Origin of the sequence: Streptomyces spongiicola (genome assembly GCF_003122365.1) — a bacterium.
Lineage (GTDB): Bacteria > Actinomycetota > Actinomycetes > Streptomycetales > Streptomycetaceae > Streptomyces > Streptomyces spongiicola.
Window position 1 is genome coordinate 6,677,222 of sequence record NZ_CP029254.1, and the last position, 15,866, is coordinate 6,693,087.

General features: G+C 71.0%; 10 protein-coding genes. 3 read left to right on the forward strand and 7 right to left on the reverse strand.

Annotated features, from left to right (window positions below; translation table 11 throughout):
• Window positions 1–186 precede the first annotated feature (186 nt).
• The gene (locus DDQ41_RS29015; RefSeq protein ID WP_262508606.1) at window positions 187–681 is read left to right on the forward strand and encodes an ATP-binding protein; all 495 of its coding nucleotides are present in this window, start codon (window positions 187–189) and stop codon (window positions 679–681) included.
• Between the two features lie 124 nt (window positions 682–805).
• Here the strand turns inward: DDQ41_RS29015 and DDQ41_RS29020 are convergent, their stop codons facing one another.
• Together DDQ41_RS29020 and DDQ41_RS29025 are read right to left on the reverse strand one after the other, a co-directional pair.
• Window positions 806–1,471 carry an 8-oxoguanine DNA glycosylase OGG fold protein gene (locus DDQ41_RS29020; RefSeq protein ID WP_162602759.1) on the reverse strand — a complete coding sequence of 222 codons (666 nt, stop codon included), beginning with the start codon at window positions 1,469–1,471 and terminating at the stop codon, window positions 806–808.
• A gap of 55 nt (window positions 1,472–1,526) precedes the next feature.
• Complete coding sequence (locus DDQ41_RS29025; protein WP_109297126.1) at window positions 1,527–2,582, reverse strand: EcsC family protein; 1,056 nt, start codon at window positions 2,580–2,582, stop codon at window positions 1,527–1,529.
• Window positions 2,583–2,913: 331 nt separating this feature from the next.
• Here DDQ41_RS29025 and DDQ41_RS29030 point away from each other — a divergent pair, with 331 nt between their 5' ends.
• Window positions 2,914–3,333 (forward strand): hypothetical protein, encoded by a 420-nt coding sequence (locus DDQ41_RS29030; protein ID WP_109297127.1) that lies wholly within the window; start codon window positions 2,914–2,916, stop codon window positions 3,331–3,333.
• Here the strand turns inward: DDQ41_RS29030 and DDQ41_RS32070 are convergent.
• The 4 genes from DDQ41_RS32070 to DDQ41_RS29060 form a co-directional block, all read right to left on the reverse strand.
• A complete protein-coding gene (locus tag DDQ41_RS32070; protein WP_217364452.1) occupies window positions 3,328–6,630 on the reverse strand; it encodes a type ISP restriction/modification enzyme in 3,303 nt (1,100 codons plus the stop codon). The two genes, DDQ41_RS29030 and DDQ41_RS32070, sit on opposite strands and share 6 nt — an antisense overlap.
• A 505-nt stretch (window positions 6,631–7,135) precedes the next feature.
• Window positions 7,136–8,083, reverse strand: a complete 948-nt coding sequence (locus DDQ41_RS32810; protein ID WP_262508607.1) for a BRCT domain-containing protein — start codon at window positions 8,081–8,083, stop codon at window positions 7,136–7,138.
• Between the two features lie 11 nt (window positions 8,084–8,094).
• On the reverse strand, window positions 8,095–8,700 hold the full coding sequence (locus DDQ41_RS29055; protein ID WP_262508608.1) for a hypothetical protein: 606 nt from the start codon (window positions 8,698–8,700) through the stop codon (window positions 8,095–8,097).
• A 34-nt stretch (window positions 8,701–8,734) separates the two neighbouring features.
• On the reverse strand, window positions 8,735–11,281 hold the full coding sequence (locus tag DDQ41_RS29060) for a GmrSD restriction endonuclease domain-containing protein (RefSeq protein WP_109297129.1): 2,547 nt from the start codon (window positions 11,279–11,281) through the stop codon (window positions 8,735–8,737).
• 681 nt (window positions 11,282–11,962) lie between these two features.
• Here DDQ41_RS29060 and DDQ41_RS29065 point away from each other — a divergent pair.
• The gene (locus DDQ41_RS29065) at window positions 11,963–12,982 is read left to right on the forward strand and encodes a hypothetical protein (protein ID WP_109297130.1); all 1,020 of its coding nucleotides are present in this window, start codon (window positions 11,963–11,965) and stop codon (window positions 12,980–12,982) included.
• Window positions 12,983–13,087: 105 nt separating this feature from the next.
• Here the strand turns inward: DDQ41_RS29065 and DDQ41_RS29070 are convergent, their stop codons facing one another.
• Window positions 13,088–15,256, reverse strand: coding sequence for a DEAD/DEAH box helicase (locus DDQ41_RS29070; RefSeq protein ID WP_109297131.1), 2,169 nt, complete (start codon window positions 15,254–15,256; stop codon window positions 13,088–13,090).
• Window positions 15,257–15,866: the final 610 nt, after the last annotated feature.

Consider the following 15,866-nt stretch of genomic DNA (forward strand, 5'->3'; position numbering starts at 1 on the left):
CGCCGGTCACCACCGGTGTGTGTTCAACCCGGCCCGCAGGACGGGGGACACGCCACCGGACCCGTACAACGCCCGTACAGGACACGTACAACCGGGGCCACCGCCCGCCACCCCCTCCGTACGACGAGGCCGGCGTACGGGCGTCGCAGCTGGTCAGGGGGGAGTCACCGCACCATGCTGACCGCCGTGACCCATCACCAGACCACCGACGAAGCCGCGCCGCCTCCCCTCCCCGCCCGCCAACGGACCCTGCGCTTCAGCGGCACCGGACGCGGCGCCCGCCTCGCCCGTCGGCTCGCCGTCGAGCAGTTCAGCGAGTGGACCGGCCTCCCACACGACTCCGGCGCCGCCCGCGCCGTCGCCCTCGTCACTGCCGAACTGGCCTCGAACGCGGTCCGCCACGGCAGCCTCCCCGGCCGGGACTTCCGCCTGACTCTCCTCCTCCCGCCCCACGCCTTCCGGGTCGAGGTGACGGACACCCGCCCCGAGCGCCTGCCCCCGCACACGGCGCCCCGGCCAGCCGACGAGACAACGGGCCGGGGGCTGCTCCTCGTGCAGGCGTACGCGGACCGTTGGGGATGCACGGTCCGCGACGCGTACACGAAGACGGTCTGGGCGGAGATCCTCACGGACTCCCGTGCCCCGGTGAGCGCCGACGAGCAGGCGCGCCGGGCGGTGTGACGCGCGGTGTGACGAGCGAGGGGATGCCGCCGGATCAGTAGTCCGGAGGCCGAGCCCCACCCTGTTGGCCTGTAAATCGAAGGCGAACGGGTCTTCTCGACCTTGGACGCGTTCTATTTACGAATCAGGCGAGCTGCTTGCCTCGGGCGAACAGCGCGGCTTTCATCTGGTCCGGCAGGACACCCGCTCGTCGGGCGTGGTCGTGGGCGAAGGAGAGGTACCGGCCGTAGCGCGGTGTGGTCCATCCACCAGGAGGCCACTTCTCGCCCGTGTCGGCGGCCCGAAGGGCCAGGGAGACGAAACGGTCCAGGATCAGCGGACGCCGCGCCCCCGCGCGTTGTTCGTGACCGGCGAAGTAGAGCACCTTGGTGAAGAACGCCGGACCCAGGAACCTGATGTGATGGCCGTTGCTGAAGGCGTAGTACGCCGCGACGGCTCCCTCTTCCCGGAGCACGCCCAGCGCGGCGTCGAGGTGTTCGTCGATCTCCTGGGGCGGGGACTCCGCGAAGACCCGTGCGCACCGGGCGACCGACCGGGCTCTGGTTCCGGCGCCCCAGACGAGGGAGGCGGTGAGAAGGTGCCGACGGCCTTCGACGGTGCCCGAGCGACGGGCGATGCCGAACACCGTGGTGCGGTCGACTCTGGGCCGGCCGGCCACCGTCGGGCAGGCGTCGAGTTCCGCGGGCCACCAGTCGGGGCCCGGCAGCAGAGGCAGCCAACGCGCCCGGTAGAACGGGATCGCCTGGCCGAAGACCTCGTCACGATCGGGGACGGACGTCATCGTCGGCATCACCGTCACCTTGGCTCACTCATGTCGGCAAGGGGTCGTCTCCTCTTCGCCGGGGTCATACTCGCGGCTGGCCCTCGGAGTCGGGCGGGGTGGACGTGGGCAGAACATCCTCCTCCCGGAGCAGTTCGATCACGCCGATCGCGTCGTCGTCCCGCGCTGTGCCGGCGTCGTCGTAGGTCACGTCACCGATCAGGTCGCCGTCCGACTTCTCGATCAGGAATCGCTCGCGATACGCGTCGTGCGCGGATACGGCGACCCGGTCGATGATCACGTAGTTCAGACCGGCGCCGACAGCCATGCCGGCGATGGGCACGATCTGCCCGAGCTTCTTCTTCGTCACGTTCTGCATGAACTTCGTCGCGAAAGCCTGGGTGATCCTGGTGAGGACCTTCTCGTTCAGCTTGGCCCAGGGAGCGTTTCGGACCAGCAGCTGGGTGAGTTGCGACAGTTCGGCGTACGCGGCCGTCTTCGCCGATGTCCCCGTGGACATTCCGAGAGCGATCACGGACATCACGAAGACCTCCTCTTCGGGGTCGTTCGGGTCGTAGCCGTAGTAGAGGGCTGTAGCGGTGACCGCTCGAGCGGCGAGCGCGAGCATCATCGCCGTGTCGGCGGCCATCGCCCCGGCGACGGTACCGATTCCGGGCGCGGCACCCGCGCCTGCGCCTGCGACCGTTCCGGCGCCGGCGAGCACCGATCCGCCGGTCACGGCTGCGGCGGAACCGAGGCCGGCTGTCGCTGCCGTGAGCGCGTGGCCGTACCGAACCAGGTTGCGCTTCGCGACATCGTCGACGACCCGCAGGTCGAGCTCACGGATCCTGCCCAGGTCGGCTATGTCGTGTCCGGCACGCCGATACTGCTCGACGACCCTCTTCCTGCTCACCGTCCTGCTCGCGGTGTCTCCCACCACCTTGCTGACACCGGTCGCAGCCGCGCCGTAGGCGGCGACCACCTTGTCCGCGCCCGGGGCGTTCCCCGCCTTCTGGCCGAGCGCCGCGAGTCGGTCCCGGGCCTGCTGCGGAAGGAGTCTCCTCGCCTGCTTGTTGAGGGAATCCTCCTTCCGCTTCCTGAGCCGGTCCCACTCCCGTTGTTCATAAGCAGAGAGAGCCATGTCGTCCGCCTCTGTATCGGAGTGTCCGGAAGTGGTCCCGCGTGATCGAGGCCATGGGTCTGAGCCTCTGCAGAAGGAACCCGTTGCAGCTTCCCGCCGGGATCTCAGCCGGATTCGCCCGGGCGTAAGGGGAGTCGATCGGTACTGGTGGCTCACCCGTGGAGGAACACCATGCCGCAGAATACGCGTTCGGCGCAGTCCGTCGCGGGCGTTCGAGGGACATCATCGAGTCGGAGGCGGCGAAGGAGATGGCGCCCGAGCGTTCCGGATCGCGCTGCCGGCACCCGGGTTTCGCGGCGGTGGGGTGCACGATGCGGGCCATACTGGAGGGATGCTCGTTCCCAGCGGTCAGCTCTCGCCACTCCAACACCATCTGTTGCAGGAACTGGATCTCTGTGACCTCCCGGTCCCGGAAGCGGCGCCCGAATCCTATGCGGCGCGCGATCTCGACACGGACGAGGTTCGCGCCGCCTTGCCGACTCTGCTGTGGTCCGGACTGGTCGAGGAGAGGACCGGTGACCGGGGCGTCCTCGGGCTCACTCCGCTCGGGGCGGCTGCCCTGGGCGCGGCGGAGTGCGACGAGCTGACGGCCCGCCTGGGCGCGGTGGCGTCCTTCGCCGACACCGTTTCCCGCGGCGCGCCTTCCCGCGCCGCCGGCCACGCCCTGAAACGGCTCGCGGAGGGGTCCTGGACCCTGGAGCAGGCGGAGTCCCATGTCCGTGAGGGTGAGGCGGGCAGCGGCCCTTCATGACTCCTCCGGCCGGCCGAACTCCAGGACGACACGGCGCCGGGCGCGGGTCGCCCCCGGCTGCGGTGGGAGGACACCCGCCGACGTGAGTTCGGCGACGGTGATGACCGGCGAACCGACGATCCTCGTGGTGAGCGCCTGCTGCGCGGGTGCGAGGTCGACCAGCCGCCGCAGGACCGACAACAGGTCGATCAGCTCCTCCGTCCACTCCCTCGGCCAGGCCGTGACGTGCATGTCATCCAGGGGACTGGTCTTCCTGCTCGTCGGCGAGGCCTTCCGGTAGCCGAACCACTTCCTGATGACGTGCATGCCGCCGACCTCGTAGTCCCACACCTCGGGCGGGACGCCCGTGAAGGTGCCCGGGCCCACGTGCAGGGTGCCGGTCTCCGCGTCGTAGCCGAGCGTGTCGGGCACGGCGGAGCCGATGCCCGTCTCGTACCGCACCTGCCGTGGGTCTCCCGGCGGAAAGCCGACGCCGTCCCCGTCGGCCGGCGGCCCGCCGGGCGGGGTGCCGGCCTCGCCGTAGGTCGCCGCCCACAGGAACTCGCGTCCCGCACCGACGGCCTCGCTCCACAGCTCCGGGTCGCGCGTGAGGGGTAACCGGACGCCGGGCGTGAGTAGTTCCTCCGCGAAGTGCTCGGTGAAGGCACCGTGCCCGGCGACGGCCACCGCGTACGCGGCGAGGTCGTGCACCGGCACGTCGTCGAGGCCGAGCGCGGCGGCCAGATACCGGAGCAGGCCGGTGGGGACGTTGGCACTGCCGTCCGGATGGAGAACGGGGTGCACCCTTCCGCCCCGGCCGTTGAAGTGGTGGGTGTCCGGCACCAGCGCGGTGGCGGCCAGTGCGGGACCGCCGCTGATCTCGTGGCTGCTCTGCTGGTTGAGGAATATCTGCCCCGGCTGCAAGGACTCCCACAGGTCGGGCCTTGGGAAGTCGAGCACCCTGTTGTCGGCGATGAGCCACTGGCGGTCGAAACTGCGCAGGGCGATCCGCGCGATCCGCGGCTCCGCGCCCTTCTCCCGCTCCATGCTCCGGCCGGGGTGTGGGAAGCCCGGCAGGTGAGGCGGCCGCGTGCCGAGCCGGCGGTCCCGTGTCTCCTTGAACAGGACGGGTTTGACCTCGGGATCGTCCTCCGCGCAGACACGCGCCCAGCGGCGGGCGAGAACCGACGCCGACGGCGAACTCACCCATGACCGGTTGGACTTGCTGCCCGGACTGCCCCAGGGGAAGAGCGCCTCCAGCGAAGGGTAGTCCTCCCAGCCCGACAAGGCGGCCGGAGTGAACGGCCGCACCCCCCGCGAGTGCGCGTCCCGCCAGCCCCCGTCATCGAGGCGCACCCCCCGGAGCTGATCGAACTTCTCCGCCCGCCTGCCGTGCAGCGCCCGGTAGTGGATGCGCGCCGGTCCACCGGACCCGTGATCCGCCCGCCGTACGAAGACGCAGATCGACAGCGGCTGGGCGACATGCGGGAACACGCGGGTGGCCACGTCCGACCGCTGGCCTTCCGGCGACAGGTTGATGATCCACCCCTCGTCGCAGGTCCTGCGCAGATAGTCGCGCATGCCCCGCCCGGCCGGACCGCTGGCGAAAGCCGAGGGAGTGATGAAGCAGACGACGCCGTGCCGTTCGTCCTCGTGGGCGTCGAAGACCTTCCAGGTCGCCCACCGCCAGAAGTAGATGTACATGTTCTTCAGCGCGTGCTCGTACCGGCCGTTGCCCGGATACCGGAAGTCGTCCAGCGGAGGTCTGCCCTGACCCTTCACCCGCTTCTCGATCCAGCCACCGCGGTTCTCGGCCTTGTCGTCGTAGGGCGGATTCGAAATGACGACGGTGACGGGGATGTCGGCCTTCACCCGGTTGGCGCGGGCGCGTGACACCGACAGGGCCGCATAGGTCGAGGCGAGCTGCTCCTCCTGGATGTGAGGGTCGTCGAGCGTGTCCGTCACATAGAGGTGGAGGCCGCCCGGCGGGAGGTGGGCGCCGTGCTTCTTCAGGAGGTCGGCGGCGCGGAGTTCGGCGACGGCGAACGGCCCCATCTGAAGCTCGAAGCCGTACAGCCGCCCGGCGAGACGGCCGATGGCGTCGGGTGCCATGGCGTCGCCGTGGCGCTCGGCCGCTTGCAGCGCCACCCGCTCGATGACGGTGTGCAGGTAGGTGCCGGTGCCCATGGCGGGGTCGACGATGTGGACGCTCTCGTCGCCGTAGCCGCTTGCCTTGCCCAGGCGGGTGCGCAGCACTTCTTCCGCGAGGCGGACCATCTCCCCGACGACCTGGTGCGGGGTGTAGTACGAGCCGCTGCGCTGGCGGAGTGCGTCGTCGTAGACGGACAGGAACGACTCGTAGAGGTGGAGGTAGGCGTCCCGGTTGCCTCGGCGGATGGTCTCCCAGTCGACGGCCTCGACGGTGCGGGCGAGGAGGTCCAGGGTCACCTCGAACCGCTCGTTGACGTTGTCGGTGAGCAGTTGGAGGGCCTTGCCCATCAGCGCATGGCCCGCGTTGAGGCGGCGGCCGATCTCGTGGAAGCTCGTGCCGGTGACCGGGATGCGCTCGGTGCGGGCGAGGAGCAGTGCGAAGGTGACGGTCTGCGCGTAGCCGTCGGCGAAGGTGGCGTCGTTCGCGGTGGGGAAGAGGAGCCGGCGCCAGTCGCTCCTGAGGCCGGTGAAGGGGCGGTCGGCGGCGGAGTCGGCCGCGTCCGGCCGTGCTTCGGCCCGTAGTTGTTCCCGTACGGCTTCGCGCAGCAGGCGGCACAGGGGCGCGATGTGCTGGACCAGGACCGAGACTCGCCGGATCTCGGGCGGGTCCCAGCAGAGCACGGCCTGGGCCAGGGCGTCGAAGGCGGCGAGGTCGCCGGCGGTCAGCTTCTCCCCGGCGGTCTTCAGGGCGCCGGTCAGGACGACCTCGTCACCGGTCTGCATGCCGTACCGGAAGACACGCCAGTGGGTGCCGTTGGTGTAGAGCAGGTTGGGGAGGTCGCGCAGGCGCTGCCACTGCCTCTTGTCGTGGCCGGTGAAGGAGTCGGGGTCGATGCTCTTGGTGGGCCGCTTCACTTCGATGTAGCCGGTCACGTGCTTGTCGACGCGGACGGCGTAGTCGGGGCGTACCCCCAGATGGGGGATGCGGGTCTCCGGGTACCAGCTGACGTCGTGCCGGGCGTGGTGCGCGGCGATCGTGCGGAACAGCTGTTCCAGCGGGCTGCGGATGGCTGCCTCGCGGTCACCGGGGCCCGTCAGGTTCCGTTTGCATTCGGCGCCGAAGACGGAGACGGCTTCCTGGAGCCACTGAAGACGTGCGTCGGCCATCGCTCGATACCCCCCAGTCCCCCTGGTCCCGGGCAAAGTGGGGGACCAGGAACTCTTCGGGCAGTATGGGGCAGGATGCGCCGAAAGGGGGAGGCGCGTGCGGGTGTTCATCCCGGGCGGCAGTGCGCCGGTGCGGTGACGGCCGGTGTGTGATCGAGCCGAACGGTGGGCAGGCGCCGGGCCCACCGGTCTCCGGGCGGGCCCCGCGCGGTCGATTCAGCACCCTGTGCGGTCGTCAGGTCGGCCTGCGTGGGGGCTTCTCCAACGGACCGCCATGTGTGGCGGCCGCCGAACTTCCGCACGGCACGGCGGGAGCGCGGCTGCTCCGGGCGGTGACCCGGCCATACCGGCTATACCGGCCACACCGGTCACACCGGCCACGGTGCCGCGTCCGCCGCAGGCCCGCCGGTCAGAGTCCGCCGCACCGGGGCCGGAAGTCCGCCGCGGGCCCCGCCCCTCAGAGTCCGCCGCACCGGGGCCGGAAGTCCGCCGCGGGCCCCGCCCCTCAGAGTCCGCCGAAGTCGGGTGCCCAGGTGAGCCGCAGGCCGATACTGTCGGCCAGCGTGGTCCAACGGGCCGCGGACGGACGTCTCTCCAGCACCAGGACCGGATGTGTGACGGTGCGGGGATACGCGGTCCGGAGTTGGTGGGCGTAGTCGAGGACTTGTCCGATGCCCAAACGGATCTGCTGGTCCTCACGCGCACCGGTCAGGCTCTTCACCTCGGCGATGAACACGTCCTCACCGCGCAACCACCCGGCGTCGAACTCCGGACCGCCGGGAGCATGCCCACACGCCTCGATCCCCTGCTGCGACAGGTGCCTGATGAGCGCGCCGACCGTCGCCTCGTGCACGGCCGTCCCCTCGTCGAGACGGCTGAGGTCCAGCGTGAGATCACCGACGGTGCGCCGGCCGGTCCTCCGCACCCGCAGCGGGCCGCCGAGAACGCGCCTCTCGGACGCGGTGGCCGCGACCGGGCGAACACGCCTCTCGGACGCGGTGGCCGCGACCGGGCGAACACGCCTCTCGGACGCGGTGGCCGCGACCGGGCGAACACGCCTCTCGGACGCGGTGGCCGCGACCGGGCGAACACGCCCGGTGCGTGCCCTTCTCAGCTCCAGGCACGGTGCGGGACGGCCGTCGAGCAGCTTCGAGAAGCCGTCCGCGTCCACGACGCAGACGTGCCGTCCCCGCCTGCGCTCGGCCTCGGCGCGCACCAGCGTGCTGCTGTAGGCTCGACGGTCGTCGGTGACCACCTTGCTGGCCAGATCGCCGTAGACGACGAGGGTGACCTTCCGGGAGAAGTCGGTCTTGGGGATCGCCTGGAGTTCCCGGGCCCGCTCGGCGCAGCGTGTCCTGACCGTCCACTCGCCCTTGACGAGAACACGCCCCGTGAAGCAGACCGTCCGGCCCTGGAGCCTGTGGACCGTTCCTCCGCACGGTCGGTTCGGCACTGTCATCCCCCTCAGCCGGCGTCCGGCGACAGCCAGCCGATGTGCCGCAGCACCGGCACGATCCGGAAGCGGGCGAAGGCGACGACCGGTGTCTCTTCGTCAGCCGCGGGAAAGAAGACGGCGTGCTGGAGGGGCTTCTCGTGCTGCGGGTCGTACAGGTCCACGGGTGGCAGATCCGGCCGGTCGAACGCGGCCCCCAACCTGACACCCTTCCGGGAGACCAGCTCTCCCAGATGGCGCAGCCCCACCGCGTCCGCGAGGTCCGCCGTCGTGAGCGATCTCCTGATCCGCGGCCTGCCGTGCGTGTCGACGTGCGTGGGGAACACCATGATGCGCAGTTCCCCGGGCGCCGAGGCGGAGATCCCGGACCGCAGCCGGTTGTGCAGATTGGAGAGGGCTGCGGGCATCTCAGGGACCACGGTGGGCTTGAAGAGCACCACATCCCGCTCGCCGTTCACCCAGTGGTTGTCGTGCACCGTCAGCGGGGGCTGTCCGGACAGACACAGGTCCCACTCGACGGCGCTCGCCCTGGACATCTCCCCTGAACAGGTCCTGCCCGTCTTGTCGATGCGCTTTCCACTGCTCCGGGCCAGCGTGAGGTCGTTCAACAGCCGCACGAGTGATGCCCCCCTTCGACGTCGTTCCGCTGCTTCAGTCCCGCCGCGCGAGATCCAGTGCCGCCGCCCCCACGAACCAGTCCAGCACCTCGCGAATCCGGTCACCGTGCTGCGCGAAGACACTCACCGGGAACGACGGACGCAGTTCCAGCTTCGCCTCGGGCAGGTCGATGCCGTCGATCTTGTTGAGACGGTTCAGCAGCTCGCGGCGCTGTTCCGTGTCGTCGAAGGGACTGCGGGACCTGAGGTACTGGAAGACCACCTCGACGGTCCCGCTCACCGGGTAGATCCCGAACGGCCAGAGCAGGTGGGGCCGGTGGCTCGTCCCGGCGTCGAGCATCGGGAAGCAGCTCGTCTCCTCGTGCCGGCCGTAGGTCACATGGCCGCCCTGACGGCGCCAGAAGTCGAGGGCCTCCAGGACACCGGCGTACGCGTCCGGCCGGTTCTCCCGCAACTGCGTGCGGAAGCGCTCGGCCGCCGCGGCGTCCTCCCCACCGGGGAGCGGGTCGAGCACCGCGGGCCGGCTCACGTCCTTGCCCAGCAGGGTCGCCAGCTCGGCGGCCGACAGGCGCCGGGTGCGGTGCGCCCGGCCCCAGGAGTCGAAGCGCACTCCCTCACTGCCCAGCAGCTCCTGCGGCGGCGGGCGGTCGCTGCCCTCCGCCCAGCGGAAGGAGGGCGAGATCTTGCCCTCGGCGGTGAGCACCCGATAGGCGCCGATCACCGTGGGGTTGGCGCCGAGATAGCTGCCGACGGCCACCGGGTGGCTGCCGATCAGCTCGGCGACATCGCCGTACGTCGTCCATGTGCCGCTCGGCATCGCGACCAGCGCGGCGCGCAGCTCGGCCCATCCCGGCGACTCCTCGCCGGACGGCTTGATCCCGCCGATCGGGCCGGGCCACAGCTCCACCGCGCGCACGGCCAGACGGCCTGCCCGCTCATGGATCTCCGCCCTGCCCCAGCGCTGCGCCGACGCGATCTCGAGGTTCATGCGCAGCGCGCTCGAGTCGAGGATCTGCTGCTTGCGTTCGAACGGATGATTGGAGAGCTTGGAGTTGTCTCCGGTCAGCGTGAGGTTGCCGAGTGTGTGCACGAGCCGGTCGTGCAGCTCCTGCGGAGTCTGGCCGGGCTCCGTCTCCTCGGCGAGCAGGTCGAACCACGCCGGAGCGGGACGCTGCGGCAGCACGTGCTCCACGCTGAGGGACGCCTTGGCGAAGTCCACGGGCTCGGAGGCCCGGTAGCTCTCCTCCAGGCGGCGCAGGATGTAGCTGCGCTGCGGAGGACGGCCGCTCCAGTAGAACGGCTTGGTACGGATCGCCTCGCCCAGCTCCTCGTCGCTCGGCCAGCGGCGGCGCCGTCCGGACAGGAACCGCCGGACCGCCTCGGCGGCCGGCCGGTCGGTCTCCAGATCCTTCGGGGCGTCCATGAAGATCCGGTTGAGGCCGGTGGTCGGTGTCTGGCAGATCAGGCGCCGCACGAGATAGGACTCGACGTAACCCAGCGCCTGCGCCGCGTCGTCGGGCGTCGTCCTGCCGGCGGCGAGAAGGTCCAGCAGGTGCAGTGCGAGCGGGAAGTGGGTCTGGCCGCCCCAGGAGGCCAGACGCTCCAGGACCGCGCGCAGGGCCGGGGACTGCTCGCGTGCGGGCTCGATGATGTGCAGGAACCTCCCCGCCCGCTCGGCAAGTTGCTCGATCTCGCCCTGTAGCGCGCCCTCGTCACCGGCCAGCGGCTGGAGCCGCTTCTGCTGCTCGCGGTAGATCTCGCTCTGCTTGGTCTTGTGGTGGCCGCGCACCACCAGGTCGAGCCAGACCAGCAGTTCGAGGTTCTTCGGACCGAGGCTCTGCTGCATGGGCAGCCACAGTTCCTGGTAGATCCGCTCGCCCCGCCGGGGCAGCAGCATGAAGACGTAGTTGCGCAACAGGTCGCTCTGGCTGAGTCCGACACCCGTGTTGTTGATCGACTCGAAGATCCGGTAGACGTTGTCGCCGGACTCGGCGGTGATCTCCACGATGGAGAGCAGGTCCTTCAGGACCGTCTCGACCGTGGCGATCCACCGTTCGTCGCCCGCCTCGGGCCCATCGGCCAGCGCACCGCGGAAGAACCGGTAGGCGGCCCCGACGTTGTCGCCGCCGCCCGCCTCGGCCCGGGACTGCACACAGGCGGTGTACGCCTCCCGGTCCGCCTGTGTGGGCAGCAAGCGGTAGTGGTCGAGGCCCTCGTGGAACTCGTTGACCAGAATCTGGCGGTGCACCCGGTCCGCGGCGCGCGTGTCACCGGTCTCCTTGAGATGGTCGCGGAGTGCCGTGAAAGCCAGCATCAGCGTGGTCAGGCGCTGCTGTCCGTCCACCACCAGCCATCTCTGCACACCACCCGCCTGGATCTGACCCGGTGCGAGCACCACGGAGCCGAGGAAATGGGGAGCCGCCAGATCACCGGCCAGATGCTGGTCGACGAGTTCGCCGACGTCCTCCCAGAGCCGCTTCAGCTGCTCCCCGCCCCAGCTGTACGTCCGCTGGTAGAGGGGGACCTGAAACTGCTTGTCCCCCTGGACGAGCTTCAGGAAGGTGATCTCCTGCGCGCGCATGCGCTTCCTTTCCCGGACGGGCGGATTCGGCCCGGCGGCCCGCCCCGGCGCTGTGGATTCCCTGGTGATGACGGACAGTCAATCTACAGTGAACTCAGTCAACGACGATGGGCTTTCCCTTCAGTCAATGACGACGGATCTTTCCGCCAGGGGAGTTCGGGGCACCCCGTGTGCGAGGGCCGTGGTCGCCTGGTGGGAGATCCGGCGCGCCGTCTCGCCGGGGGCCGTCTCGCCCGGGGCCGGCGCAGCGGCTCGACGGACCCGCCCTCGGCAGGTGCGTTCCGGGCCAGGAGGCCGCGCAAAGCTGCCGCCTGGTGCACCGCTTGCGTCTCGCGGGCGGGTGCGAGAGCGTCCCGGCCGGTGTTCCGCACCCGGTGCCGTACCAGGTGTCCCGTACCCGGTGTTCCGCACCGTGCACGAGGCGCGCGGGGCGTCGCGGGCGGCGGTCAGGGGCGCCGCGATGCCGCCTTGGCGATCGCTGCCGGGCGGTGCTGACCGTCGCTCAGTACGCCGCCCCCGTCGAAGGCGATGCCCTGCTGCGCCGACTGCCGTTCGCCCCGGTGCCTCCAGCCGGTGTGCTGATACTCTCGCGCGTGTGCTCAGTTCACACTCGAACTGGCGTACCGGGGGTCGTCGCGCGCGTGCTCGGGTCGGCAGTGAAGACACCATGCGGCCACCCATGTGGCCCTGAACAGCAGCACCGCCGCCGCCCGCCAGCGGGACCTGGAACGCGTCGACTGGACCTTCGTCCGGATCCGCGGCAGTCGCTTCCACTACGACCGCGAGCAGGCTCTCGCCCCGCTGTGGGCGGAGCTGGAACGGCTGGGGATCGAACCGGTCTCCGAGGAGCCGGAGGCCCCCGCCGCTCCCGCGGAGCCGGCGGCTCCCCGGCTCTCGCCGGCCGGCGGTCGCACCGAGGACGACGAGTCCGGAGGTCGCACCGAGGACGACGAGTCCGGCGGTCGCACCGAAGACGACGAGTCCGGCGGTCGCACCGAAGACGACGAGTGCGACCGGACCCGGAAGCGTGACGAGGCCGGGGAGCCGCGGGAGGCCGGGGAGGCCGGGGAGCCGCAGGAGGGCAAGCACCCGGAAAGGCCGGGCCCGAGGCCGCATCCGGGGTCCGCGCGGGCGGAGCCCTCCGGGCCCGGGCCCGATGACCCGCGTATGTCCTCGCCTGCCCCTGCGGAAGGAGCCGCCCAGGCGCCCGCGCCCCGTCCGGCGCAGCCCGGCAGGCGCAGTTCCCCGCCCGTGCCGGAGATCCCTCCCGCCGCCTTCCGGCGGCTGGTGCGCGAGATGCGGGAACTGCGGGCCGCCGTCGACGCTCCGGACGGGACACCCGAAGGTCTGGACGCGGCGAAGATCGCCTACCTCAGGAGGACGCAGGCCGACCAGCGAGAGCGCCGGACGAAGCGGCTCGGATTCCTGCGCGGCTTCCTCGACGCCGTGCGTGTGGGAGAGGAAGCGGGGCGCCCGGAGGCGGTGTACCCCGGCGCGCTGCTCGTCCTCGAGTTCGACGGACGACTCGACGAGGCGAACCTCTACACCATCGCCGAACTGCCCACCGAGGAGGCGGAGACCGTTTCCCCGTCGTCGCCGCTGGGGCAGGCGCTGATGTGGCAGCCCACGGGCCGGGAGATCACGTACGAGGCCTCCCAGGGCAGGACCCACGCGGTCGTCGTCCGGGAGATCCGGATCTGACGCCCGCGGGGCGAGGCCGGGGGCACGCGGCGACGGGCCCGGGCGCCCCGTTGCCTTCTTCGCGGCCCAGAGGCGGGCCCGGGGCCCGGGCAGCCGCGTGAGGCCTCAGCCGGCAACCGGGTCCAGCATGCGGCTGCGATCACCGCTCCACGAGATCGCCAGTGCGTCGCGGGCCCGCGTACACGCCACGAAGAGCAGGCAGTGCTCGGCCAGCAGATCCGACCGGTGCTGGACGGGATCGACCTCGGCCGGCGTCACCTGCGGGGCGAACGGCAGGACGCCTGCCGTCACGCCCACCACGGCGACACACCGGAACTCCAGCCCCTTCATCGCGTGCATGGTGGCCACGCGCACCCCGGACACCTCCGGCCCGGGGTCGTCCTTGACCGCGACCGCCGGGATGCGCTCCCGCCGCAGGCGCGCGATGACGGCGTCGACCAGCGTGTTGAACCGGGCGCACACCGCCACTTCGGACGGTTTGACCCCGTCCCGCTCGATCCAAGTGCGGGCCTGTTCGACCAGCGCCCGCAGCTCCTCGTCCTGACTGCCGTATCCCCGCGCCGCCGGTACGCGGCCGTGCAGCTGGGACCGGTAGCCGCGCAGGGAGTCCCGGCCGCCGTCCTCGTCGTCCTCACCGAGCCGGCCCACCGGCTGACCGTCGAGAAGGGACGCCGACCAGCGCAGGATCTCCTCCGTACTGCGGTAGTTGAGGCGGAGCCGGGAGGCGCGCCCCCGCACGTCGATGCCCAGCGTGCGGAGCGAGACGCGCGAGTCGTAGATGCGCTGATGAGGGTCGCCGACCAGGAACATGTCGTTCGCCCGGGAGGCGGCGCAGGCGCGCAGTACGCGCCACTGGGCCGGATGCAGGTCCTGCGCCTCGTCCACGACGACATGGCGGTAGCGCGGCGCACTCTCGGCGAGGATGCGCGCCGCCTGGTCGCACAGCTGGGTGTACGTCGCCGAGTCGCGTGCGGCGAGGTCCGCCGTGAACCGCTCCATCACCCGCCACAGCCGGGCTCGTTGCACCCGCCCCACCTGGGTGCCGCGTCCCCGCCGTACACAGCGCAGGTACTCCTCGGGTGTGCGCAGACCCTGTGCCAGGACGACGTTGCGGAACTCCTGCGACAGGAACCGCTCCGTCCACGGCAGGTCCTCGCGGGCGACGGCACGGCTCCAGGCACTCTTCTCCGCGGCGGCGGACAGCGGCTTCGGCGAGCCGCCCCTCGCCTCCCGGATGACCCGCGCGGCGAGCGCGTCCACCGTGGTGACGTCGACACGCTCCAGCAGGTGGGCGTCGGCGTCGCCGAGGAGCAGCGCGAGGCTGTCCCTCAGGGCGGCCGCCATGGCGTTGGTGAAGGTGGTCAGCAGGATCCGGTCACCGTCGCGGGCGGTGCGCAGCAGATGCCGCACCCGGTGCAGGGCGACCACCGTCTTGCCGGTGCCCGGACCGCCGGTGACCTGGGCGGGGCCGGTGAATCCGGGGTGCTGGGCGTAGCGGCGCTGGGCGGGGTGGAGGAAGATCCGCCAGCGGGTGAAGTCCTCGGTGAGGATGCGCTCCAGCTCGCCCGGGCCGGTCACCTCCACGATGCGGTCGGGAGTGTTGAGGATCGCCTCGGTGAGGGTGACCTCCGTCCGGTCCTCCGCCGTGCGCACGGTCTGCCCCCGCGGAGCGATCAGCTGCTCCCAGACGTCCTCGGGGGAGTAGCCGGCCGCCAGGAACTCCAGTACCTCGTACTGGTCGGCGGGCATCATGGGCGGTGCCATGACCGTCAGGTCGTCGACCGTGAGGCAGACGCGGGCCAGCCGCAGCACCTGGTCGTCGATGCCGAGGTCGCGCAGGACGGTGTCGGAGTGCGCTTCGAGGAGGCGGGTGGGCGCGGTGTCCGCCTTCGTCTCGAAGTAGGTCTCCATCTGCTCGAGTGCCTCGACGTTGCGCACCTCCAGTCCTCCCGTGGCGCCGTTGACCGAGTAGGCGCGCTTGCGGGCCCAGTTGATCGCGTCGTCATGCGCTGCGACCCGTAGGAGCGTGAACAGGTCGCTACCGTCGTCGGGGGCCAGGAGCACACCCCGGTAGAACCTGGTGATGCGAATGGTGCGGATCCGGGGATCGCGTGCCCGTTCCAGCTTCTCCAGGTGCATGCCCTTGCTCGCATGGAGCTGGGGGACCGTCATGCTCCGGAACATCTGGATCGCGTCGCTGACGTCCTTCTGGACCGGTCTCTGCAGCGAGATGAGGTCCGCGACGAAGTCGTCGGAGAGAGCGAGTCGGGGCATCGGCGTCCTCGGGTGGCGGGCGGGCGGCGGTCGGGACCAGCCTAGAGACTCCGTCCCGGCGGAGTGACGAATCGCCAAATGATTGTTGCGTGAACTCAGTCAACGGCCGGCTTTTCCCTTGCCGTCCCACGTCCGATCCTCCGCTCACGCCCCATCGGATCCGTCCGGGAGGACCCACCGCATACCCGCTCAGCCCGTCCAGGCCGCTGCCCCGTACCCTCGTCGACGCGGTCTCGCCCACCCCGGTGTCCTTCCGGGCCAACGCGCCGGCGCCATGGTCCTCGGCTTCGGCGTCCTCGGCTTCGGCTTCGGCGGCTTCGGCGTCGGCGGCTTCGGCAACGTCGTCCTTTCCGACACCGGGGCCGACGCCGGGGCCGACTCCACCGCGGCAGCCCTCCGAGTGACCTGCTGCGTCATGATCACCCACGCCCGCGAGCGGGGCCGGCCCGGGTCGGCAGGGCAGCCGGCTGCCGCGCCACCCGGGAGCTGCACGGGTAGACCATGATGCGCCAAGCGCCCACTGGGTGAGATGTCCGGGGGAAGGGCGGACGGCGCCCGACCCGTACGTACGACAGGGGACCCCCGTATCCGCCATGCCGCCGCCTCCCAG